The 22,168-nt window shown below is 70.7% G+C and carries 18 protein-coding genes and 1 pseudogene; 11 read left to right on the top strand and 8 right to left on the bottom strand.

The features are described from left to right. The 4 genes from J0P97_RS11355 to J0P97_RS11340 form a co-directional block, all read right to left on the bottom strand. A complete protein-coding gene (locus tag J0P97_RS11355; RefSeq protein ID WP_372449706.1) occupies window positions 1-1,089 on the bottom strand; it encodes an ABC transporter permease in 1,089 nt (362 codons plus the stop codon). A 65-nt stretch (window positions 1,090-1,154) separates the two neighbouring features. Beyond that, window positions 1,155-1,967, bottom strand: coding sequence for an ABC transporter ATP-binding protein (locus J0P97_RS11350; RefSeq protein WP_215487899.1), 813 nt, complete (start codon window positions 1,965-1,967; stop codon window positions 1,155-1,157). Then, the gene (locus J0P97_RS11345; RefSeq protein WP_215487898.1) at window positions 1,964-2,788 is read right to left on the bottom strand and encodes an ABC transporter ATP-binding protein; all 825 of its coding nucleotides are present in this window, start codon (window positions 2,786-2,788) and stop codon (window positions 1,964-1,966) included. The genes J0P97_RS11350 and J0P97_RS11345 overlap by 4 nt, the downstream gene beginning before the upstream one ends. Before the next feature lie 99 nt (window positions 2,789-2,887). Continuing rightward, on the bottom strand, window positions 2,888-4,570 hold the full coding sequence (locus tag J0P97_RS11340; protein ID WP_215487897.1) for an ABC transporter substrate-binding protein: 1,683 nt from the start codon (window positions 4,568-4,570) through the stop codon (window positions 2,888-2,890). Between the two features lie 189 nt (window positions 4,571-4,759). Between J0P97_RS11340 and J0P97_RS11335 the strand changes: the two genes are divergently transcribed. Further along, the gene (locus tag J0P97_RS11335) at window positions 4,760-5,395 is read left to right on the top strand and encodes a TetR/AcrR family transcriptional regulator (RefSeq protein WP_215487975.1); all 636 of its coding nucleotides are present in this window, start codon (window positions 4,760-4,762) and stop codon (window positions 5,393-5,395) included. Window positions 5,396-5,402: 7 nt separating this feature from the next. Here J0P97_RS11335 and serC read toward each other — a convergent pair whose 3' ends face one another. Next, window positions 5,403-6,521 carry a phosphoserine transaminase gene (serC, locus tag J0P97_RS11330; RefSeq protein WP_215487896.1) on the bottom strand — a complete coding sequence of 373 codons (1,119 nt, stop codon included), beginning with the start codon at window positions 6,519-6,521 and terminating at the stop codon, window positions 5,403-5,405. Window positions 6,522-6,586: 65 nt separating this feature from the next. On the opposite strand from serC, the gene J0P97_RS11325 reads away from it, so the two are divergent. From J0P97_RS11325 to J0P97_RS11300, 6 genes are all read left to right on the top strand, one after another. Then, entirely contained in the window at window positions 6,587-7,294 is a 708-nt protein-coding gene (locus J0P97_RS11325) for an iron-dependent transcriptional repressor DtxR (RefSeq protein ID WP_215487895.1), read from the top strand. Window positions 7,295-7,534: 240 nt separating this feature from the next. Then, window positions 7,535-8,461, top strand: coding sequence for a M23 family metallopeptidase (locus tag J0P97_RS11320; protein ID WP_215487894.1), 927 nt, complete (start codon window positions 7,535-7,537; stop codon window positions 8,459-8,461). A 276-nt stretch (window positions 8,462-8,737) separates the two neighbouring features. Continuing rightward, window positions 8,738-9,235 (top strand): HNH endonuclease, encoded by a 498-nt coding sequence (locus tag J0P97_RS11315; RefSeq protein ID WP_215487893.1) that lies wholly within the window; start codon window positions 8,738-8,740, stop codon window positions 9,233-9,235. 134 nt (window positions 9,236-9,369) lie between these two features. Continuing rightward, window positions 9,370-10,071 (top strand): DnaE2-dependent mutagenesis accessory factor ImuA', encoded by a 702-nt coding sequence (imuA', locus tag J0P97_RS11310; protein WP_215487892.1) that lies wholly within the window; start codon window positions 9,370-9,372, stop codon window positions 10,069-10,071. Continuing rightward, window positions 10,071-11,747 (top strand): DNA polymerase Y family protein, encoded by a 1,677-nt coding sequence (locus J0P97_RS11305; protein WP_246540297.1) that lies wholly within the window; start codon window positions 10,071-10,073, stop codon window positions 11,745-11,747. Before imuA' ends, J0P97_RS11305 begins: the two co-directional genes overlap by 1 nt. After that, window positions 11,747-15,157 (top strand): error-prone DNA polymerase, encoded by a 3,411-nt coding sequence (locus J0P97_RS11300; RefSeq protein ID WP_215487891.1) that lies wholly within the window; start codon window positions 11,747-11,749, stop codon window positions 15,155-15,157. The genes J0P97_RS11305 and J0P97_RS11300 overlap by 1 nt, the downstream gene beginning before the upstream one ends. Window positions 15,158-15,214: 57 nt before the next feature. Here J0P97_RS11300 and J0P97_RS11295 read toward each other — a convergent pair whose 3' ends face one another. Then, window positions 15,215-15,496 (bottom strand): Fe-S cluster assembly protein HesB, encoded by a 282-nt coding sequence (locus tag J0P97_RS11295; RefSeq protein ID WP_215487890.1) that lies wholly within the window; start codon window positions 15,494-15,496, stop codon window positions 15,215-15,217. Window positions 15,497-15,662: 166 nt separating this feature from the next. Here J0P97_RS11295 and poxB point away from each other — a divergent pair, with 166 nt between their 5' ends. Next, window positions 15,663-17,393: a ubiquinone-dependent pyruvate dehydrogenase gene (gene poxB / locus J0P97_RS11290; protein ID WP_215487889.1), complete on the top strand. Its 1,731-nt coding sequence runs from the start codon at window positions 15,663-15,665 to the stop codon at window positions 17,391-17,393. A gap of 83 nt (window positions 17,394-17,476) precedes the next feature. Here poxB and J0P97_RS11285 read toward each other — a convergent pair whose 3' ends face one another. After that, entirely contained in the window at window positions 17,477-18,415 is a 939-nt protein-coding gene (locus J0P97_RS11285; protein ID WP_215487888.1) for an NADP-dependent oxidoreductase, read from the bottom strand. 108 nt (window positions 18,416-18,523) lie between these two features. Between J0P97_RS11285 and J0P97_RS11280 the strand changes: the two genes are divergently transcribed. From J0P97_RS11280 to J0P97_RS15660, 3 genes are all read left to right on the top strand, one after another. Then, entirely contained in the window at window positions 18,524-19,015 is a 492-nt protein-coding gene (locus J0P97_RS11280; protein WP_215487887.1) for a MarR family winged helix-turn-helix transcriptional regulator, read from the top strand. A gap of 118 nt (window positions 19,016-19,133) precedes the next feature. Then, window positions 19,134-20,087 (top strand): diacylglycerol/lipid kinase family protein, encoded by a 954-nt coding sequence (locus tag J0P97_RS11275; RefSeq protein ID WP_215487886.1) that lies wholly within the window; start codon window positions 19,134-19,136, stop codon window positions 20,085-20,087. 101 nt (window positions 20,088-20,188) lie between these two features. Further along, window positions 20,189-21,250, top strand: coding sequence for an alpha/beta fold hydrolase (locus tag J0P97_RS15660; RefSeq protein ID WP_504739347.1), 1,062 nt, complete (start codon window positions 20,189-20,191; stop codon window positions 21,248-21,250). Here J0P97_RS15660 and J0P97_RS11270 read toward each other — a convergent pair. Then, a pseudogene (locus J0P97_RS11270) lies at window positions 21,156-22,130 on the bottom strand (epimerase); the annotation flags it as partial. The gene J0P97_RS15660 and the pseudogene J0P97_RS11270 sit on opposite strands and share 95 nt — an antisense overlap. Between the last annotated feature and the right edge of the window lie 38 nt (window positions 22,131-22,168).

The following is a 22,168-nucleotide window of genomic DNA, read 5'->3' as shown; positions in this document are numbered from 1 at the left end:
TCAGGCCTCCGTCTCGCGCACGCGCGGGTCGAGGATGGCGTACGCGATGTCCGCCAGGATGTTCGCGATGAGCACGGCCAGCACGAGCACCAGGAAGATCCCCTGCATCAGCGCGTAGTCCTTCGCATTGGTGGCGTTCAGCAGCAGCAGGCCGATGCCGGGATAGGAGAACACCATCTCCATCACGAGCGTGCCGCCGACGATGAACCCGAGCGCGAGCGCGAAGCTCTGGATCTGCGGCAGCACCGCGTTGCGCGCGGCGTAGCGCCACAGGACCCGCTTGTCGGGGAGCCCCTTGGCCTGCGCGACGGTGATGTAGTCCTCGTCGAGCACCGTCAGCATCATGTTGCGCATGCCGAGGACCCAGCCCCCGAGCGACGCGATCACGATCGTGAGGGCGGGGAGTGCGGCGTGGGCGATCACGTCGGAGATGAAGGGCCAGTTCCATCCGGGGCTCACTCCGAGCTCGTACGCGTGGCCGGCCGGGAACCAGCCGAGCAGGGTCGAGAACACCGCGATGAAGATCAGGCCGAGCCAGAAGTAGGGCACGGTGCCGAGGAAGGTCGTCACGGGGATCAGCACGTCCAGCCGACCGCCGCGACGCCAGCCGACGATGGCGCCCACGACGGTGCCGACGATGAAGGAGAGGACGGTGGCGAGGCCGACGAGGCCGAGCGTCCACGGCAGCGCCGAGGAGATGACGTCGCTCACCGGCGCCATGCCGCTCGAGATCGAGACGCCCAGATCGCCGCGCAGCAGCATCCCCCAGTATCGGATGTACTGGTCCCACAGCGTCGTCGAGTCATCCAGTCCGAACATGAGGCGCAGCGCCTTGGCCGCTTCGGGCTGCAGCTGACCGCGGGCCTGTGCCATGTACGCCGTGACCGCGTCGCCCTTCATCATGCGGGGGATGAAGAAGTTGATGGTGATGGCCGCCCAGGCGGTGAACGCGTAGAACAGCACCCGCCCCCCGATGAAGCGCCACGGCACCCGGATGCCGCCGCGCTCCGCGCGGGTCGCCGTCGTGCCGACGAGCGTCGGGTCGACGGGCGGAGCTTCGGCGGGAGCCTCATCGACGGGGACCGTGATGAGGGACCGCCCGTCCAGCGACTCCTCGGTCGAGGGGTCGTGGTGCCCGGTCTGCAGGTCGCCGGTCATCGCACACCTCCGGATGTCTGTGCCGACCGAGCGCGGAAGAACTCCTCGGGGTCGGGGGAAGCGGCGCGCAGTTCGCGCGTGTAGGGGTCTCGAGGGCGCAGGATGACGTCGTCGGCGGTTCCCCGCTCGACGACCCTGCCCTGGTTGAGCACGATGATCTCGTCACTGAAGTGACGCGCCGTGGCCAGGTCATGGGTGATGTAGAGGACGCCGAGTCCCTCTTCGCGCTGCAGGTCGGCGAGGAGGTTCAGCACGCCCAGGCGGATGGAGACGTCGAGCATCGACACGGGTTCGTCCGCGACGAGCAGCGCCGGGCGGGATGCCAGGGCGCGGGCGATCGCGACGCGCTGCCGCTGACCGCCGGAGAGCTCGTGGGGGCGGCGCCCCATCACGGCATCGGGTTCGAGTCGGACGCGCTCCAGCAGCCGACGGACCTCGGCGTCGATCTCCTGCCGCGGGACGACGTGGTCCAGTCGCAGCGGGCGCTCGATGTGGTGGCGGATCGTGTGGTACGGATTCAGCGACGCGAACGGGTCCTGGAAGACCATCCGCAGCTGCTGACGGTACGACCGCAGGCCCTTGCCGCGGCGGGGGATGGGGGAGCCGTCGAGCAGCACCTCACCGCGCGTGGGGACCTCGAGCTGGGTGAGGATCTTCGCGATCGTCGATTTGCCGCTGCCGGACTGGCCGACCAGGCCGATCGTCTGGCGGGACGAGAGCGTGAAGCTCACGTCGTCGAGGGCCTTGAGCTGACCGGAGCCGCGGACGTTGTAGATCTTCGTGACGTTCGCGAATTCGAGAGTCGTCATCGGACGACCACTCCCTTCTCCCCGGTGAGCCGGGGGAACGAGCGCAGCAGGTTCTGCGTGTACTCGTGCTGGGGGTCGGACCAGATCTTCTCCGCCGTGGCCAGTTCGACGATCCGACCCTCGCGCATGATGGCGATGCGGTCGCTGATCTCGAGCAGGAGCGGGAGGTCGTGGGTGATGAAGACGACCGAGAAGCCGAATTCGTGCCGCAGCTGCGAGATCTGGCGGAGGATCTCGCGCTGAACGAGCACGTCGAGTGCCGTCGTGGGTTCGTCCATCACCATGAGCTGGGGGCGGAGGGCCAGGGCCATCGCGATCATGACGCGCTGGCGCATGCCGCCGGAGAGCTCGTGCGGGTAGGAGCGCACGCGCTGGCCGCCGACCTTCACGATCTCGAGGAGCTCGACCACCGCGGCCCGGCGGGCGGCGCGGTCCATTTCGGGGCGGTGGACGAGGAAGACGTCGTCCAGCTGTGCGCCGATCGTGGCGACGGGGTTGAGGGCGTTCATCGCTCCCTGGAAGACCATGGAGATCTTGTCCCAGCGGAAGCGGCGCATCTGCTCGACATCGAGGGTGTTGACGTCGATGTCCTCTCCGGAGGCGTCGTGGAACGTGACGCTGCCGCTCGTGATCACGGCGGGCGGCTTCAGCAGCCGCTGCACGCCGTAGGCGAGCGTGGTCTTTCCGCTGCCGCTCTCGCCGGCGAGGCCGACGATCTCGCCGCGCTGGATGTCGAGGGTGACGTTCTTCACCGCCGCGACGGGCGGATCGACGTCGTAGACGACGGAGAAGTCGTCGATGGTCAGAAGGGATTCAGTCATGGTGTGGGTGCTTCCGAGTACGGACCGCGCCCCGGGTGGACGGTGCCGGTGAGGTCACCGTCCACCCGGGTGCGGGCTGTTCACTGAATGGATTCGGCCTTACTTGACGGGCTTGAGGCTCATCAGCACCTGCACGGCCGACGACGCGATCGGGTCGGCGGTGGCGTACTGGTCGTCCTCGCTCGGCCATCCGGTGAAGGATCGCGTGTTGTACTGCGCCAGCGTGGGGTGGGTGCCGATCGCGATGGCCGGCACGTCCTCGACGAAGATCTTCTGGAGGGCGTTGAGAGCGGTCGTGCGGGTGTCGTCATCGGACGCGCTCGCGTACTCCTTGAGCAGCTTCGTGGCCTCCGGGTTGCTGTAGCGCCCGAAGTTGTCCGACACGTTGCCGTCCGCGGCCTGGTCGATGTAGTCGCTGTTCATGACGTCGTCGTAGATGTGCCACGGGTTCGAGCCGGAGCCCGTCCAGTGCAGCGCCGCCTCGAAGTCGCCCGCGGCGATGTTGCCGAACCAGGTGTTGGCGTCGGGGGTTGCGACCTTCGCGTCGGCGCCGAGCGTCGACTTGACCTGCGTCGCGACCAGCTGGATGCCGGTGACGTAGTCGTTCCATCCCTGCGGGTCCTGCAGCGTGAAGGAGACGGGTGCACCGGAGGGATCCATGAGCGCGCCGTCGCCGTTCCAGGTGTACCCGGCGTCGGTGAGCACCTTCTTGGCGCCGTCGACGTCGATCGCGAAGTTCTGGTCCTGGTACTCGGGAGCGATGTACTGGTCGCCGGTGGGCTGCGGGATGCCCGTGACGTTCGTCAGCTCGGGGCCCGCGTTGCTGCGCGCCTGCTCGGCGTGCGCCTTGCGGTCGACGACCATGTTGACGGCCTTGCGGAACGCGACGTTGTCGAACGGGGCCTTCGTCGTGTTCACGAGGATCATGTCGGGGCTCAGGATGTTGGCGCCCCAGAAGACGTTGTGCTCCTTGTCCTTGTCGACGTAGTTCGTCTGGAAGTCCGTGATGAAGATCTGCGCCCAGTCGACCTCCTTGGTCTGCAGCGCCCGCAGCAGGCCCGTGTTGTCGTTGTACTCGAGGTACTTCAGCTGAGCGACGGGGACCTCGCCGCCCCAGTAGTCCGAGCGCGCCTTGAGGACGACGCCCTGCGAGGAGAAGGTGTCGACCGTGTACGGGCCGGTGCCGATGGCATCCTTTACCGGGTCCTTCGACGGGTCGGAGATGTCCTTCCACTGGTGCTCGGGAACGATGGTGGTCTGCAGGACGTCGCCCTGCTTGACGAACTTGGACTCGCTGAAGCTCAGGACGACGTTGTCGCCGTCCTTCTTGATGTCGGAGAGCTTCAGGCCGGCCAGATCGAGCGCCGGGGTGTCCTTGATCATGGTGAAGGTGAAGATGATGTCGTCGGCGCTGAAGTCCTTGCCGTCGTTCCACTTCACGCCGGCACGCGGGTGCAGCGTGAGCTGCGTGTAGTCGTCGTTCCACTCGACCGTGTCGGCGAGCCATGGGGTGGTCTCGTTCTTGCCGACCGGGTTCACCAGGGCGAGCGGTTCGTAGATCATGCGGTCGTACCCGAGCGACATGCCCGAACCGGTGCTGATGAACGGGTTGTTGATCTGCGTCGCCAGGACGGCCGAACCGTCCGGCTTGGCGATCGTGAGCGTTCCCGTTCCGGTCGCGTTGCCGTCGCCCGACGAGCTGCCGGAGCATCCCGTCAGTGCGAGCGACGCCGCGAGCACCGTGGCCAGGCCCGCGGCGGCGAGGGAGGACTTGAGCCTCATTGCTTCTCCTTGGTTGTCACTGCGTGGTGGATACCCGCACCGCGCGACGCTCCGGAGAAACCGTCACCTCGGCGCTGAGTGTGATTGCAAGAGGTAACTTACAAGCAAGTAAGCAATTCGGCAAGACGATCCGAAGGCGCTCGGTGCAGGCGATAGGGTCGCACTGGCACGAAGGAAAGGACGGTGGCGATGGCCTCCCCGCGACGACAGCCGCGTTCACGCCCCGAGACGCTCGTCCGGCGGCGCGAGATCCTCGACGCCGCCGTGGAGATCTTCGGCGCGAAGGGGTACGCCGGGGGCACCCTGCAGGAGATCGCCGACGAGGTCGGCATGACCCACGCGGGCATCCTGCACCACTTCGGATCGAAGGATCAGCTGCTGCTGGAGGTGCTCGAGCACCGTGATCAGGCAGACGTCGCGAACCTCGAGGGTCAGCACATCCCCGACGGGATGCCGCTGTTCCGCCACCTCGTGGCGACCGCCTTCCGCAACATGCAGCGCCCCGGCATCGTCCAGGCCTACGCCGTGCTCTCCGCGGAGTCCGTCACCGACGACCACCCCGGGCGCGAGTTCTTCCAGAAGCGCTACCGGACGCTGCGCGCCGAGGTCGCCGACGCGTTCCTCGCCGTCTGCGACGAGCAGGGCGTCGACGACCCGCAGCGCGTCGCGGAGGCATCCACCGCGATCCTGGCCGTCATGGACGGGCTGCAGGTGCAGTGGCTGCTCGAACCCGGCGCGGTCGACCTCGGGAGCGCGTCGGAGTTCGCGATCGAGGCGATCGTCTCCGCGGTGCTGCGCCCGCAGCCCTCACCCCTCGCGACCTAGGGGCCGCTCAGCCGCGCTGGCGCTCCACCGTGTACTCGATGCACCGGACGAGCTGGCGCACGTCGTCGGGCTCGATCGAGACGAAGGTCGCGATGCGCAGCTGGTTGCGGCCGAGCTTGCGGTAGGGCTCCGTGTCGACGATGTCGTTCGCGCGCAGGCTGGATGCCACCGCGGCCGCGTCCACGCTGTCGTCGAAGTCGATCGTGACGACGACGGGGGACCGGTCGGCGGGGTCCGCGACGAACGGGGTCGCGTAGGACGCGGACTCGGCCCAGTCGTAGAGCACCTGCGAGGACTCGGCGGTGCGGGCGGCGGCCCACCCGAGCCCGCCGTTGCCGTTGATCCACTCGAGCTGCTTGTCGAGGAGGAACAGGGTCGCCACCGCGGGGGTGTTGAGCGTCTGGTTGAGGCGCGAGTTGTCCAGCGCGTTCTTCAGGCTGAGGAACTCGGGGATGTAGCGCCCGGACGCGGCGACGCGCTCGATCCGCTCGATCGCGGCGGGGGAGACGGCGGCGAACCAGAGGCCGCCGTCGGAGCCGAGGTTCTTCTGCGGCGCGAAGTAGTAGACATCGGCGTCGGAGATCCGCAGGTTGATGCCGCCCGCGGCGCTCGTCGCGTCGATGACGGTGAGGGCGCCCTCGTCGCCCTGGACGCGCTCGACGGGCGCGGCGACACCCGTGGAGGTCTCGTTGTGCGGCCACGCGTAGACGTCGATGCCCGAGGTCGCCTCGGGGACCGAGCGCGTCCCGGGGGCCGCCTTGCGCACGTCGGGCGCCTCCAGCCACGGGGCGCCGGCCGCTGCGGCGAACTTGCCGCCGAACTCACCGAACACGAGATTCTGGGCGCGCGTCTCGATGAGGCCGAAGGACGCGGCATCCCAGAACGCGGTCGACCCGCCGTTGCCGACGATGATCTCGTAGCCGTCGGGGAGGCGGAGCATGTCGGACAGGCCCATCCGCACCTGGCCGACGAGGTTCTTGATCGGCGCCTGACGGTGCGACGTGCCCATGAGCACGGCGCCCGGGCCGGCGAGGGCCGCCAGCTGCTCGGGCCGGATCTTCGACGGACCGCAGCCGAAGCGTCCATCGGTGGGCAGGATCTCGCGGGGGAGGGTCACATGGGCCATGACCCCGATTCTAGGGCGAGCGGATAGGCTGGAAACCCACCCCTCCCCTGTGTAAAAGGCGCCCGATGACGGATCTGATCGACACCACCGAGATGTACCTGCGCACCATCCTCGAACTCGAGGAGGAGGGGATCGTCCCCCTGCGTGCACGCATCTCCGAGCGGCTCGGGCACTCCGGTCCGACCGTGTCGCAGACCGTCGGACGGATGGAGCGCGACGGTCTCGTCGTCGTCACCGACGACCGGTCGCTCGCCCTCACCGACTCCGGTAGGCAGAAGGCCGTCGACGTGATGCGCAAGCACCGCCTGGCGGAGCGCCTGCTGTCGGACGTCATCGGCCTGGACTGGGCCTACGTGCACGACGAGGCCTGCCGGTGGGAGCACGTCATGAGCGAGCAGGTCGAGCGCCGGCTCATCGAGCTGCTCGGGCACCCGACCGAGTCGCCGTACGGCAATCCCATTCCGGGTCTGGATCAGCTGGGCGACATGCCCGCCCGGACCTTCGAGGACGGCGTGGTCGGGCTCGTCCGGCTGCTCACCGAGACGGGTGCGCCCGTGTCGGGCACGGTCCGCCGGCTGGCCGAGCCGGTGCAGGTGGACCCCGAGCTGCTGACCCAGTTGCGGGACGCGGGCGTCATCCCCGGAGCGAGCGGGGACTACCGCTTCAGCGAGGGGTACGTCCTCGTGCAGATGGACGGTCAGGACGAGGGTCTCGAGCTCCCCGTGGAGGTCGCGTCGCACATCTTCCTCGTGGATGCCGCACCCGTGGCCTGACGTCGAGTCTGGACATCGGGTGGGAGAGTGCTGGGCCCCCTGCACACGGCGTGACTTATTCGTTACCTTCCGGTAGCCTCAAAACGTCCACCCGGCGAGAAGCCCGCCCCGGACCGCCCTGCGAATTGCCTCATGGGTTCGTCGTTCGCGTGGTGAAACCCGTACATCTGTGCCCGACACCGAGTGCCGACGAACCAGCGATCGTCCGACCGGTCGACACGCAGAGGCGCCGGAGGTCCTTTGGCTGAAAAGTTTGACTCGTCGCACGAGACTCCCGAATCTGACGCGACGACACCCGCTCCTTCGCGGCTGACCATCCTCGGTCGCGCCCGCCGCGCCACGATCGCGACCACGTCGCCGGCCGAGCCGCGCCGCGCCGCGCTCGCCCCCTCGCGCGCCGCACGCCGTGCCGCTGCCGGCAAGCCGCACCCGATGCGCAGCTTCCTGACCGTCGCCGCCGTCGCCGCCCTGGTCGGCACCGTCGCCGTCCCCGCGGCGCTCAGCGCCACCGGCGGCGCTGCTCCGGCCGAGGCCGCTGTGACGACGCTGCAGCAGGTCGCCGCCGACAACGCGCAGTCGCTCGTCGTGGCATCCGAAGCCACCCCCGCCGCGCTCGAGCGCGGCAGCTACAGCGCGACCACGCCTGAGGAGATCCAGGCGAAGAAGGACGAGGAAGCCGCCAAGGCTGCGGCAGCCGCGCGCATCGCCGCTGCCGCCGCCGTCACCTCATCGTCGTCGAGCGACTACTCCGGAGCGCTCGTCGAGTCGATCGCGCCCGCCGGATCCGTCGTGCGTCCGCTGCCGTTCTTCAACCACTTCGGCGAGCCGTACGCGGGCCACAAGGGCACCGACTACATGGTGGACCGCGGTACGCCGATCTACGCGATCGCCGACGGCGTCGTCGTCGCCTCCGACGAGAACGGGCCCGGCTGGGGCGTCTACGTGAAGATCGCCCACAACATCGGCGGCCAGAGCGTCACCTCGCTCTACGCGCACATGCTCTACGGCTCGCGCCGCGTCGCGGTGGGGGACACCGTCCGCGCCGGACAGATCATCGGACAGGTCAGCGACACGGGTCTCGCCTTCGGCACCCACCTGCACCTGGAGATCTACGTCAACGGCTCGTGGATCTACGCCGAGGACTTCCTGCAGGCCAACGTCCACTGAGTGCGTTACCCTGATCCCGACGCTCGCTGAAGCCGAGGGGGAAGCTGATGGACGCAGCAGGAGCAGGCATCCGCACCATGGATGCCCTCTGCCGGAATGTCTCCGGTCGCTACGTCCTCCGGCATCGCGTGCACGAGAGCCGCGGCATCCGCCGCGCGACGAAGGCGCTGTCTTTTCGACAGCGCCTTTTTTCGTGCCCGCCGTCCTCCGAGACTTCCGGGGGCGTCGACCGAGAGGCCCGCTGAAGCCGTCAGGGGCCGTTCGAGAGGACGCCGCATGCGCACACTGGTACTGAATGCTGGATACGAGCCGCTGGCCGTCGTGTCGTTCAAGCGGGCACTCGTGCTCGTCATGAACGAGAAGGCGACCGTCATCGAGCGGATCGACGGGAATCCCGTCTGGGGCCTGCGCGGCGCCCTCGACCGCCCCGCCGTCATCGTGCTCACGCGGTACGTGCGCGTCCCGGGTGCGCGTCGGGTCCCTGTCACGCGGCGAGGGGTGCTGCGGCGGGATGCTCACCGCTGCGCCTACTGCGGCAAGGCCGCCACCACGATCGACCATGTGCTGCCACGGTCGCGCGGGGGCGCGGACTCGTGGGAGAACCTCGTCGCCTGCTGCCTGCGGTGCAACAACGTCAAGGGAGACCGCACCCCGCAGGAGATGAAGTGGGAGCTGCGGTGGGTGCCGCAGCCGCCGAGAGGCGCGCAGTGGACCGTCCGGGGCACCGAGCGCTCGGACCCCGCCTGGGAGCCGTACCTGTCGCTCGCCGCCTGATCGGCACGCCGGGCTGATCGAGTCCGATCGGGCGGTGCACGGCGGCTCCGGCGCGCGCGGGCGATGTCGGACGTCGTGGTTATCTTCGATCTCACCGGATTGAGGTACTAGAACAAAAGTTCTAGCCTGGGGGGATGAGGTCGATCGTGGCGGATGCGGGAGCGATCCAGGCGCTGCGCGCACAGGTGGAGCGCCTGCAGGGGCGCCGCCTGGATGTGCCGGTGCTCCCGGTGCCCTCCGCGCTGGCCGAGCTCCTCCCCGGGGGCGGGCTGCGACCCGGCTCGTCGTACTCCCTCGGGCGCTCCACGTCGCTGCTGTTCGCCCTGCTGGCCCGCCCGTCGCAGGACGGATCCTGGTGCGCGGCCGTCGGCATGCCGCACCTCGGGGTCGAAGCCGCCCGGTCCGCCGGGGTCGACCTGGCGCGCCTCGTCCTCGTGCCCGATCCGGGGGAGCGGTGGCTCGCCGTCACGGCCGCCATCGCCGATGTTCTGCCCGTCGTCGCCGTCCGGCCGCCTGCGCGCGCGAAGGATGCGGACATCTCCCGTCTGGCCGCCCGCATGCGGGAGCGCGAGGCCGTGCTGCTCGTGCAGGGCCCGTGGCCGCAGACCGAGGCGATGATCGATGTCGGCGATCCGTCCTGGTCGGGCATCGGCGAAGGGTACGGCGTGCTGGACGGGCGCGAGCTGACCGTCACCGTCACGAGCCGCCGCTTCCCGTCGCCCCGCACGGGGCGTGTCCTGCTGCCGGATGCCTCGGGTGCGGTCTCCGCCCTCGGCGAGACCGCATCCGTCGCCGCTCCGCTCGCTCCCTTCGTTCCGCTCCGGGCGGCGGGCTGATGTCCGCCGCGAACAGCACGGGCGGCGGGCTGATGTCCGCCGCGCCGCGCACGCTCGTCGTCTGGGTGCCCGACTGGCCGATCGTGGCCCTCTCCCGCGGCGAGGAACCGATCGATACGTCATCGCCCGTCGCGATCTTCGCGAAGGGCGTCGTGGTGGCCTGCTCGGCCGCCGCGCGCGCGGAGGGCGTGCGCCGCGGGCAGCGCCGACGCGATGCGCAGGCGCGGTGCCCGCAGCTGGAGGTCGTCATGGACGACCCGGTGCGCGACCATCGGGTGTTCGCGCCGGTGGTGGCCGCTGTCGAAGGGGCGGCTCCAGGGGTCCAGGTGATCCATCCGGGTCTTCTCACCCTGCGGGCCAAGGGGCCCGCCCGTTTCTACGGCGGCGAGGCGGCCGCCGCGACCGTGCTGGTCGGTGCGGTCGCCGGCGAGGGTGTGGACGATGTGCGCGTCGCGGTCGCGGACGGCGCCTTCACCGCCGAGCAGGCCGCCCGTGTCGCCACACGGGCGGGCGATCCGCTCCGGATCGTGCCGGCGGGTCAGGCGGCCGCCTTCCTCGCACCTCTGCCGATCGCCGTCCTCGACGATGACACGGTGAGTCTGTTCGCCCGGCTGGGCGTGCAGACGCTCGGGGCGGTCGCCGCTCTCGGACCGGACCGGCTGGCCGAGCGGTTCGGTGCGCGGGGCGCGCGGCTGCACGCCCTGGCATCCGGTCAGGACCCGCGCGCAGTGCAGGCGCGGACGCCTCCGCCCGAGCTGCACCGCGAGGTCGCCTTCGAGCCGCCGGTGACCCTGGCCGACCAGATCGCGTTCGGGCTGCGGGTGCCGGCGGAGGAGTTCACCGGGCGGCTGGGCGAGCAAGGTCTCGTCTGCACCGAGCTGCGGGTCGTCCTCACCGGCGAGAACGGTGATCGCAGCGAGCGGGTGTGGCGGCATCCCGACGCGTTCGACGCCGCGGCCATCGTCGACCGGGTGCGCTGGCAGCTGGCCGAGCAGGGCGCCGCGGGCACGCGCGGTGTTCGGGGCGCCGCAGGGGCGGCGACGGGGGGCGCGGCGCGGACGGCGGGGCTGCGCAGCGCGGTGACGATGGTCCGCATCGAGCCGGAGGGGGTGGATGCCGCCGCGCACCACACGGCGCGGCTGTTCGGATCGGGCCCCGAGGAGCGAGTTCACCATGCGCTGTCGCGGGTCCAGGCGATGCTCGGGCACCAGGGCGTGCTCACCCCCGGCGTCGGCGGGGGGAGATGGCTCGCCGAGCGGCAGCAGCTCGTCCCCTGGGGGGATGCCGCGGCTCGGGGCGCCCCGGCGGCGCCGTGGCCCGGGAGCCTGGCGGGGCCCCTGCCGCCCACGGTGTTCGCCGAGGCTCTTCCCGTCGCGGTGCTCGACGCCGACGGCGACATGGTGGCCGTCGACGGGCGCGGTGAGCTGACCGCGGAGCCGGTCTGGATCACGCTCGCCTCTCCGCCCTCCTCTCCATCCTCCTCTTCATCGTCGGGCGGCGCGGCGCGGCGGCGCGCCATCCGACGGTGGGCCGGGCCGTGGCCGCTCCTCGAACGCGGCTGGGACCCGGTACGCGCGCGCCGTGCCCATCGCTTCCAGATCGTCGACGCGGAGCAGGCGGCCTGGCTGCTCGTCTGCGAGGAGGGCATCTGGCATGCCGAGGGGGTGTACGACTGATGGGATTCACCAACCCCTCCGTCACCTGGTCGGAGATGGAACGCCTCCTCAGCAGTCGTGCGAAGGAGCCCGACGGCGGCGACGGCCCGGCGTTCTCCCGCAAGCGGGGGAAATACGAGGCGCCACCGATCGAACGTCCGGACGACCCGGTGCCCTACGCCGAGCTGCATGCGCACTCGTCGTACTCGTTCCTCGACGGGGCGTCCTCGCCGGCGGAGCTCGCCGAGGAGGCCGAGCGCCTCGGGCTCCACGCCCTCGCCGTGACCGATCACGACGGGTTCTACGGGATCGTCCGGTTCGCCGAAGCGGCTGAGCAGCTGCACGTGAAGACGGTCTTCGGGGCCGAGCTCTCGCTCTCGGACCTGCCGTCAGCGGCGGCACCTGCCCGCAGCGGACCCGCCGACCCGCAGGGTTCGCACTTGCTCGTCCTGGCGCGGGGGGAGGAGGGCTACCACCGCCTCGCCGCCGCTCTCACGCACGCCCAGCTCGCCGGGGGTGAGAAGGGGCGCCCCCGCTACGACCTCGACGATCTCGCCGCGCGCGCCGAGGGGAACTGGGCGGTGCTCACCGGATGCCGCAAAGGCGCGGTGCGCCAGGCGCTGGCATCCGGGGGAGCCGCGGCGGCCGGCGCGGCGCTCGATCTGCTCGTCGACCGCTTCGGGCGGGGCGCGGTCGAGGTCGAGCTCATCGACCACGGGAACCCGACGGACACGCGCGACAACGATGTGCTCGCCGCGCTCGCCGCGTCGCGGGGACTTCCCGTCCTCGCGACCAACAACGTCCACTACGCCGTCCCGGAGCGGGTGCACCTGGCCGCCGCCGTCGCCGCCGTGCGGGCGAACCGGGGCCTCGACGAACTCGACGGGTGGCTGCCCGCCCACGCGAGCGCGCACCTGCGGTCGGGGGCGGAGATGGCGCGGCGTTTCCGGCGCCACCCCGGTGCCGTCTCCCGCACGGTCACCCTCGCCGACGAGCTCGCCTTCCCCCTCCGTCGCGCCAAGCCGGCGCTGCCGAAGACCACGGTGCCGGAGGGGCACACCCCGATGTCCTGGCTGCGCACCCTCGTCTGGGAGGCCGTGCCGCGCAAGTACCCCCACGCGAGCGAGGCGGACCGCGCCCGCATCGAGAAGGAGCTCGGCGTCATCGAGCAGAAGGACTTCCCGGGGTACTTCCTCATCGTGTACGGGATCGTCGCCGAGGCGCGGCGGCGCGGCATCCTCTGTCAGGGGCGGGGGTCGGCGGCCAACAGCGCCGTCTGCTACCTGCTGGACATCACGGCGGTCGACTCGATCTTCTACAACCTGCCCTTCGAGCGGTTCCTCTCCGCCATGCGCGAGGAAGAGCCCGACATCGACGTCGACTTCGACTCGGACCGCCGCGAGGAGATCATCCAGTGGGTCTTCCAGGAGTACGGGCGCGAGCGCGCGGCCCAGGTCGCCAACGTCATCCAATACCGGCCGAAGAACGCCGTGCGCGACATGGCCAAGGCCCTCGGTCACTCCCCGGGGCAGCAGGATGCCTGGTCGAAGCAGATCGAACGATGGGACGGCCCGGTGCCGGGCACCCACGACATCCCCGAACGGGTGCTCGAATACGCCGGCGCGCTCATGAAGGCTCCCCGCCATCTCGGCATCCACTCCGGGGGGATGGTCCTCACCGAGCGCCCGGTGGGCGAGGTCGTGCCGATCGAGCACGCACGCATGGAGAACCGCACCGTCATCCAGTGGGACAAGGACGACGCCGCCTGGATGGGGCTCGTGAAGTTCGATCTGCTGGGGCTCGGCATGCTCGCCGCGCTGCAGTACGCGTTCGACCTCATCCGTGAGGCGACGGGGGAGGAGTGGTCGCTCGACGCGATCCCGAAGGAGGAGCAGGGCGTGTACGACATGCTCTGCCGGGCCGATTCGATCGGGGTGTTCCAGGTCGAGTCGCGTGCGCAGATGGGGCTGCTGCCGCGCTTGCAGCCGCGACGCTTCTACGACCTCGTGATCGAGATCGCACTGATCCGGCCCGGCCCGATCCAGGGCGGCGCGGTGCACCCGTACGTGCGCCGCAAGGTCCAGGGCGAGACGGTGACGTACGCGCATCCGAAGCTCGAGCCCGTGCTGGAGCGGACCCTCGGCATCCCGATCTTCCAGGAGCAGCTCATGCAGATGGGGATGGCGGTGGGAGACCTCACCGGGGAGGACGCCGATGTGCTGCGCCGGGCCATGGGGTCCAAGCGCGGCATCGAACGGATCGAGTCGGTGCGGGAGAAGCTGTATGCCGGAATGGAGCGCAACGGCCTCACCGGTGAGGTGGCCGACGACATCTACGCGAAGATCCAGGCGTTCGCGAACTTCGGCTTCGCCGAGAGCCACTCCCTCTCGTTCGCGCTCCTCGTCTACGCCTCGTCCTGGCTGAAGCTGCACTACCCGGGGGCGTTCCTCGCGGCGCTGCTGCGGGCACAGCCGATGGGGTTCTACTCACCGGCGACCCTCACCGCCGACGCCCGCCGGCACGGCGTGATCGTGCGACGCCCCGACATCCATGCGTCCGGCGCCGAGGCCTCCCTCGAACCGGTCTCCCCGCCGCCCGCCGGCCCCGCTCCTGCCCCCGGGCACGCTCCGGTCCCCGACCCCTGCGCCGACCGTCGTCAGCCGCCCGTGCCGCCCTTCGACCCGGCGGCGCCCGACGAGTCGGCCGCCCACCGCCGGGACGGCGCGTTCGCGGTGCGTCTCGGGCTCTCCGCGGTCACCGGCGTCGGTCTGCCTCTCGCGACGCGGATCGTCGCGACGCGTGAGGCGGACGGGCCGTTTCGCGACCTCCGCGATCTCGTCCGCCGCACGAACGCGACCGAGGCGCAGCTCGAGGCGCTCGCCACGGCGGGGGCGTTCGAGAGCATGGGCATCTCGCGCCGGGAGGGGCTGTGGCTCGCGGGGGATGCCGCGCAGGATCGCACCGAGTTCCTCGAGGGCACGCTCGTCTCGGTGCAGCCGCCGCTGTTCCCCGACCAGTCCAGCTATGACGTCCTCGCCGCCGATCTGTGGGCGACGGGCCTCTCGGCGGACGATCATCCCCTCGTGCACTACCGGTCGCAGTTGGATGCGCGCGGCGTGCTCACCTCGCGCGGGATGCGCACCCACGAGGAGGGGCGCCGGATCGAGGTCGCGGGGCTCGTGACGCACCGGCAGCGGCCGGCGACGGCATCCGGCATCACGTTCCTGAATCTCGAGGATGAGCACGGGATCATGAACGTGATCTGCTCGAAGGGGGTGTGGGACAGGTACCGGCGGGTCCTGCGTGATGCGCCGGCGCTCATCGCCCGCGGCATGCTGGAGCGCTCGCCCGAGGGGGTGACGAACCTCGTGGCCGACGCGTTCGAGGACCTGCGGATCGGGGTGCAGCACCGGTCCCGTGATTTCCGGTGACCGGTGCTGCACCCCGGACGCGGTCAGCCCGGCGGGGCGGTCCGCGCGTTCAGCGACTCAGCTCCGCTGGGCGAGGGCGAACCCCACGCCGCCCTCGTCGTCGACGTGCGCGTCCAGGACGCGGTCTCCGAGTTCGACGGTCGAGACGGCGTCGACGAAGACGCGGGCACCGCCATCCTGGACGACGGTGTCGCCCTGCTGCGGGCCGTCGGCCAACGAGACGGCATACCCCTCGTGGGGCGCGGCGGCCTGCGCGATGCGCAGCCCTCCGGTGTCCGTCGACATCCGCTGGGCGAGGTGCGTGACGGCGGTGGCGGCGTTCTCGGTGAGTGTGAGCATGGTGCTCTCCTTCCGTGGATTGCGAGTCGGCCACGATGCCGTGCCCGCGGCCCGGATGCAAGCTCTGACACACCCTCGCCGCACACTCGCACGCGATACCCAGGTGACGCGCCGCGGCCCGCACCCGCGCGCGACAGCGTCCCCCCGATGGGCGTAGCGTCGGATCATGGCGAATGTGGCGGACTTCTTCATCGAGACTCTCAAGCGTGCGGGCATCGACCGGATCTGGGGTTTGCCGGGTGATTCGCTCAACGCGTTCACCGACGCGCTCCGGCGTGACAGCGGCATCCGCTGGATGCACATGCGGCACGAGGAGGCGGCGGCGTTCGCGGCGGGGGCGGATGCCGAGCTCACGGGCGAGCTCGCGGTCGTCGCGGGCTCATGCGGACCGGGCAACCTGCACTTCATCAACGGTCTGTTCGACGCCAATCGCACCCGCGTGCCGGTGCTCGCGATCGCCTCGCACATCCCGTCGGCCGAGATCGGCACCGGCTACTTCCAGGAGACCCACCCGCAGGAGCTGTTCCGCGAGTGCAGCGTGTACTCCGAGCTGGTCTCCGACCCGGCCCAGCTGCCCTGGGTGCTCGAGATCGCGATGCGAACGGCCGTCGAGAAGCGCGGCGTCGCGGTCATCGTGGTCCCGGGGGATGTGTTCTTCGCGGATGCCCCGAGCCGCCGGCCGACCGCCGCGATCCGCGCGACGCGGTCGACCGTGCTGCCGGATGACGCCGGGCTCCAGGCCGCCGCCGAGCTCCTCAACGGCGCCAAGAAGGTGACGATCCTCGCCGGCGCCGGGGTGGCCGGTGCGCACGACGAGGTGGTGGCGCTCGCCGCGAAGCTTCAGGCGCCGATCGTGCACGCTCTGCGCGGCAAGGAGCACATCGAGTGGGAGAACCCCTACGACGTCGGCATGACGGGGCTGCTGGGCTACGCGTCGGGGTACCGCGCGATGGAGAAGTGCGACGCGCTCCTCATGCTCGGCACCGACTTCCCGTATCGCCAGTTCTTCCCCGAGAAGGCCACGATCGTGCAGGTCGACATCCGGGGCGAGCAGCTCGGTCGGCGCACGCCCATCGACCTCGGTCTCGTCGGCGGCGTCCGCGAGACCGCGGTCGCGCTGGCACCGCTGATCGACGAGGGGCGGTCGTCGTCGTTCGTCGACGACGCGGTCGAGCACTACCGGAAGACCCGGAAGGGACTCGACGAGCTGGCCGTCGACGACGGGAAGCAGCCCGTCCACCCGCAGTACGTCGCGCGGCTGCTCGACGAGCTCGCGAGCGAGGATGCCGTGTTCACCGCCGACGTCGGCAGTCCCGTCATCTGGGCGGCGCGGTACCTCACGATGAACGGCTCGCGACGCCTCCTCGGCTCGTTCCTGCACGGCTCCATGGCCAATGCGATGCCGCAGGCGCTCGGCGCCCAGGCGTCGGACCGCGACCGCCAGGTCATCGCGCTGGCGGGCGACGGCGGGCTCGCGATGCTGATGGGCGATCTGCTCTCCATCCACCAGAACCGACTGCCCGTGAAGATCGTGGTGTTCAACAACTCTTCGCTGAACTTCGTCGAGCTCGAGATGAAGGCGGCGGGGATCGTGAACTTCGGCACCGGCCTCGAGAATCCGTCATTCGCCGCCGTCGCCGAGTCGGTCGGGATCACCGGCATCCGCGTGGAGAAGGCGTCCGATCTGCGAGCGGCGCTCGTGCAGGCGCTCGCCACCGACGGCCCGGTCCTCGTGGACGTCGTCGTGGCGCGCGAGGAGCTGTCGATGCCGCCGACGATCACCGCGGCGCAGATGAAGGGCTTCACCGTCTGGGCGTTGAAGACCGTGCTGTCGGGGCGTGGGGATGAACTTCTCGACCTCGCGGACACGAACGTGTGGCGCCGCCTCTTCTCCTGAGACAACCGAGGCTCCTGAGGACCACCAAGGCACCTGAGGGCCACGAGGATCCTGTCGGAGGCGGCGCCCGTCCGGTTCCGCCCTCAGGCCGCCGGCGGAACGATCACGACCTTCCCGTGCACCTCTCCCGCGTCGGCCTTCGCGTGCAGCGCGGGCAGGTCGCGAAGCTCCACGTGCGCGGCGATGTCGACGCGGAGACCGTCCTCGTCGACGAGACGCACGATGTCCGCCAGGCGGGCGGCGTCGGGGTGGACATAGACGGTCGCGGCGCGCACGCCCCGCGCGTCGTCGCTCGGGGTCTCGACCATCGGAGTGGTCGAGACGACGATCCCCCCGTCGCGCACGAGCGTCGCCAGGGCGGCGAAGTCCTCGGGCGAGATGGGGGCGAGGTTGAGCAGCATGTCGACGGGCGCGGTGACGGCATCGAGCACCGGGGTGGTGGTGTGGTCGATGATCTCGTCCGCGCCGTTCGCCGCCACCGTGTCGGCGCTGCGCGGGCTCGCCGTGGCGATGACGTGGGCACCCGCGCGGCGGGCGAGCTGCACGGCGTATCCGCCGACCGGCCCACCGGCGCCGTTGACGAGCAGGCGCTGACCCGACGTGAGGCCCCCGGCTTCGAAGAGCGCCTGCGCGGCGGTGAGGGCGACGGAGGGGATGCCGGCGGCATCCTCGAGCGGAATGCTGCGGGGAGCGGCGACGAAGGAGTCAGCGGGAGCGACGACGTACTGCGCGGCGCCGCCGTCTCCGGTCATCGGCAGGAACCCGATGACCGGATCGCCGATGCGGACGTTCTCGACGCCCTCGCCGAGCGCGTCGACCGTGCCCGAGACGTCGTAGCCCGGGACATGGGGCAGGGTGAGCGGGATCGGGAGGAAGCCGCCACGCATCCCACCGTCGGCGGGGTTGTACGCCGAGGCGGCGACGACGATGCGCACCTCTCCTGCAGCGGGCGTCGGCTGAGCGACGTCTTCGTAGCGCAGGACGTCGGCGTCGCCTGTCTCGTGGAACCGGATGGCCTTCATGATGTTTCCCTTCGTTGATGCTTTGGATTCGAAGCAATATCGGAACGCTAACACTGCTTTGAATTAGAAACAAGTAGTTTGAATCAGAAGTATTGCTACCGTGGAGGCATGCCCTCCGACGCGCCGAATCTGGACCCCGTCGAACTCGGCGCGTACTTCGCGCTCATCGAGACCGGCAGTCTGCTGCGCCACGCCGTGGAGCAGCAGCTGCAGGATGCCGGCGGGCTCAGCTACGTGCAGTTCCAGCTCCTCGCCACGCTCGGCGATGCGCCCGCCGGGTCGCTGCGCATGACGGACCTCGCCGATGGACTCGTCTACAGCCGCAGCGGCCTCACCTACCAGGCGCAGACCCTCGAGAAGCGCGGCCTGATCACGCGTGCCCCGTCTCCCGACGACGAGCGCACCGTGCAGGTCGCCCTGACGACCGAGGGGCGGGAGGTGCTCACGCGCGTCTTCCCGGGTCATATCGCCGTCGTTCGCGAGCTGCTGCTCGCGCCGCTCTCGCGCCCCGACGTCGAGACTCTCGGGGGAACCCTCGGCCGCGTCCGCGACCACATGCGTCAGACCCCGCCCCGCTCGGCGGCCCCGCGACGCCGGTGACCGCGCCGCGGCATCCTGCGCCCCTGCCTGCCGTCCGGTCGGCTTGACGACCCCTGGGTTCTCACGTAGCGTCCGCCGGAGGGGCGCCTCCGACGCCCGATCCCCCGAAAGGACACCCATGGCTCGCCACGTCGCGATCGTCTGGAACCCCACCAAGACCGAGAAGACCACCCTCGAATCCGGGCTCGCCGCCGCTGTGGCCGATGGCGATGGCCAAGGCGCCGAGCCGCAGGTCACCTGGTGGGAGACGACCGAGGATGACGCGGGGCAGGGGAAGACCGCGGAGGCTGTCGCGGCGGGCGCCGACCTGATCATCGCCGCCGGTGGCGACGGCACGGTGCGTGCGGTGGCCGAGAGCCTCGCGGACGCGCACGCGGACGTCGAGTTGGCGATCGTGCCGCTCGGTACGGGGAACCTGCTGGCTCGCAACCTCGACGTCCCCATAGGCGACGTCCCGGCGGCCTTCGTCCGAGCGCTCGACGCCGACGTGCAGCCGGTCGATGTCGGCTGGGTGGAGGTCGAGCTGGCGGGCGGTTCCGAGCGGCACGCGTTCGTGGTGCTGGTCGGGTTCGGCATCGACGCGCACATGATCGCCGAGACCGATGAGGATCTGAAGGACAAGGCGGGATGGCTCGCCTACGTCGAGTCGCTCGGGCGTGCGCTGTCGGCCAGTGATGTCGTGCCGTTCCACATCAGCGTCGATGACCGTCCGGGTCGCGACGAGGAGGGCCACACGCTGCTGATCGCGAACTGCGGCACGTTGCAGGGCGGGCTCACCCTCCTCCCCGACGCCGATCCCTCGGACGGCGAGCTGGACTACCTCGTGCTGAGCGCCGACAGCTTCGGCGAGTGGGCGGGCACGATGAAGACGATGCTGTGGGACAACGGGCTGAAGAAGCTCATCGACAAGGATGCCGACACCGCGAGCACCGACGCCGTCAGCCACGGGCGTGCCCGGGCTCTGTCGGTGACGCTGCCGGAGGCGCGTGCGTTCGAGATCGACGGCGAGGAGATCGGCGAGACCCGCGCCTTCACCGTCAGCGTCCAGCCGGCGGCGCTGCGGGTGCACTGAGCCCGCACCGCGGGGGAACGGTGCGGCGGGGTGAGCGCCGCGGCAGGGGTGCGGGCGACGCGAGACGCGATCCGAACGGGTGCGCGTTCCGAATCACCTGTGTGACCACCGACCTCGCCGCCCCGTCTCCCCGCACCGATCGGCGGGGCCCGTCGCTCACGGCGGACGGTCGGTCCCTGGGGGTTCGGCGGCGGACGGTGACGACGAGCGCGGGCCGCGTCGTCATGCACGTGGACGGTGCGGCAGGGGAGGTGGCGACGATCCTCCTCCACGGCGCAGCCGGGTCGTGGACGACGTGGACGCCGCTGCTCCGCGCCGCGCAGCGCGCCGGCGAGCCGCTGACCGACGTCGTCGCGATCGACCTTCCCGGCTGGGGGGAGAGTGCGGCGCCCGCGGGCGGATGGGATGTCGCGCAGCTGGGCGACGCGGTGGCAGAGGTGGCCGAGTCGCTCGGCTACCGACGGTGGATCCTCGTCGGACATTCCCTCGGCGGGTTCCTCGCGCTCGACATCGCGGCGCGCTTCCGTGAGCGCACGGATGCCGTCCTCCTGATCTCCCCGTCCGGTCCCGCCGTCCTCGACGCGATCCGCCATCCGGTCCGCGGGTGGCGGTCGTTGCCGGGGTTCGCGGGGATGCTGCTGGCCATGCGGATGCTCGCGGCGATGGGCGGTGCGGGGCGCCGGTTCCTCCGGGCGCTGCGCGGGTCGGGTCTTCTCGGGCCGTTGAGCGCGCCGCTGTTCGCCGAGCCGGCGCGCGTGCACCGCTCGGTGGTGGCCGCGCTCGCCGACGAGGTGCGGCCGCGGGCGTTCGCCGAGGCGGCGCGCGCGGCGGCGGGGTACGACGAGACGCAGTGGAGCGGCATCCGGTGCCCGGTCCGCGCGCTGCGCGGCGAGCGGGATGTGTTCGTCGCCGACAGCGACGGGGCGGCGCTCGCGGCGCTCATCCCCGATTTCGCGCAGCAGACGGTTGCCGGGGCGGGTCACTTCGCCGCTGTCGAGCGGCCCGATGCGGTGCGGGGAGTGCTGCGGTCGCTGCCGTCGGCGCGGGTGTTCGCGCTGGGGGAGAGCCGCGGCGGACATCGCGCAGCGCTTCCTCCAGGTGCGGATGCGCGAAGACGAAACCGCGCGTGCTCAGCGCGTCGGGCAGCACCCACCGGCTCTTGAGGATCAGCTCGGGTTCGGTGCGCAGGGCCCACATGCCGATCTCGAGCATCCATCGCCGGGTCGGGATGCCGACGGGAGTGCCGACCACGCGGCGGAGCGTCCGCATGAGCGTGCGGTTGTCGCTCGGGTTCGGCGCGGCGATGTTGATCGGGCCCTCGATGCCCTCGTCGTCGCGGATGAAGCGCACCGCGGCGATGACGTCGTCGATGTGCACCCAGCTGAATCGCTGGCTGCCGCCGGTGCGGTGCCAGGGGGCGCGATCGCTCCCGGTGGGATGGTCGCCGATGCCGCGATAGCGGCGGTGCGGCGGGCACCATCCGTCGTACTGGGTGCCGCCGAGGCCGGCGCGGGCCAGGGAGAAGAGCAATCGGGTCGCAGGGCCGTCGCCGAGGACGATCGACATCCGCAGTGCGACGCGGCGGGTGGCGGGCAGGTCGCCGGCGAACAGTTCGCGCTCCCAGGAGATGGCCACGTCGACGGAGAAGCCGGATCCGAGGTCGCCGGATGCCTCGGTCTGCGGCTCATCCATCGCGTGGCGGTAGATGGTCGCGGTCGATGCGTTGAGCCAGAGGCGTGGCGGGCGTTCGGCGGAGGCGATGGCCTCCCGGAGGGCTCGTGTGGTGCGCACGCGCGAAGCGAGGATCTCGCGTCGGTTGCTGTCGGTGTACCGGCAGTTCACCGACGTGCCGGCGAGGTTCACGACGAGGTCGGCGCCGTCGACGGCTCGGCGCAGGGCATCGGCGTCGTCCCAGCGCACGGCTGCGTGACGACCGACGTGGCGGATGTCGTAGCCGTCGGCGTCGAGGGCCTTCGCCAGTGCGGTGCCGACGAAGCCGCTGCCGCCGGCGAGGACCGCGATCGGTCGCGCGTTGTGGTGCATAGGCCGAGCCTACGCCTTTCTGAACGCGTTCAAAAGTG

This window comes from Microbacterium flavum (assembly GCF_018717645.1).
Classification (GTDB): domain Bacteria; phylum Actinomycetota; class Actinomycetes; order Actinomycetales; family Microbacteriaceae; genus Microbacterium; species Microbacterium flavum.
The sequence above is the reverse complement of the archived record's forward strand: the minus strand, read 5'-3'. Positions and strand labels throughout refer to the sequence as shown.

Coding starts and splice junctions, on each gene's coding strand:
- J0P97_RS11350 (WP_215487899.1), bottom strand. CDS start 1,967: ATGACGACTCTCGAATTCGCGAACGTCACGAAGATCTACAACGTCCGC.
- J0P97_RS11345 (WP_215487898.1), bottom strand. CDS start 2,788: ATGACTGAATCCCTTCTGACCATCGACGACTTCTCCGTCGTCTACGAC.
- J0P97_RS11340 (WP_215487897.1), bottom strand. CDS start 4,570: ATGAGGCTCAAGTCCTCCCTCGCCGCCGCGGGCCTGGCCACGGTGCTC.
- J0P97_RS11335 (WP_215487975.1), top strand. CDS start 4,760: ATGGCCTCCCCGCGACGACAGCCGCGTTCACGCCCCGAGACGCTCGTC.
- serC (WP_215487896.1), bottom strand. CDS start 6,521: ATGGCCCATGTGACCCTCCCCCGCGAGATCCTGCCCACCGATGGACGC.
- J0P97_RS11325 (WP_215487895.1), top strand. CDS start 6,587: ATGACGGATCTGATCGACACCACCGAGATGTACCTGCGCACCATCCTC.
- J0P97_RS11315 (WP_215487893.1), top strand. CDS start 8,738: ATGCGCACACTGGTACTGAATGCTGGATACGAGCCGCTGGCCGTCGTG.
- imuA' (WP_215487892.1), top strand. CDS start 9,370: ATGAGGTCGATCGTGGCGGATGCGGGAGCGATCCAGGCGCTGCGCGCA.
- J0P97_RS11305 (WP_246540297.1), top strand. CDS start 10,071: ATGTCCGCCGCGAACAGCACGGGCGGCGGGCTGATGTCCGCCGCGCCG.
- J0P97_RS11300 (WP_215487891.1), top strand. CDS start 11,747: ATGGGATTCACCAACCCCTCCGTCACCTGGTCGGAGATGGAACGCCTC.
- J0P97_RS11295 (WP_215487890.1), bottom strand. CDS start 15,496: ATGCTCACACTCACCGAGAACGCCGCCACCGCCGTCACGCACCTCGCC.
- poxB (WP_215487889.1), top strand. CDS start 15,663: ATGGCGAATGTGGCGGACTTCTTCATCGAGACTCTCAAGCGTGCGGGC.
- J0P97_RS11285 (WP_215487888.1), bottom strand. CDS start 18,415: ATGAAGGCCATCCGGTTCCACGAGACAGGCGACGCCGACGTCCTGCGC.
- J0P97_RS11280 (WP_215487887.1), top strand. CDS start 18,524: ATGCCCTCCGACGCGCCGAATCTGGACCCCGTCGAACTCGGCGCGTAC.
- J0P97_RS11275 (WP_215487886.1), top strand. CDS start 19,134: ATGGCTCGCCACGTCGCGATCGTCTGGAACCCCACCAAGACCGAGAAG.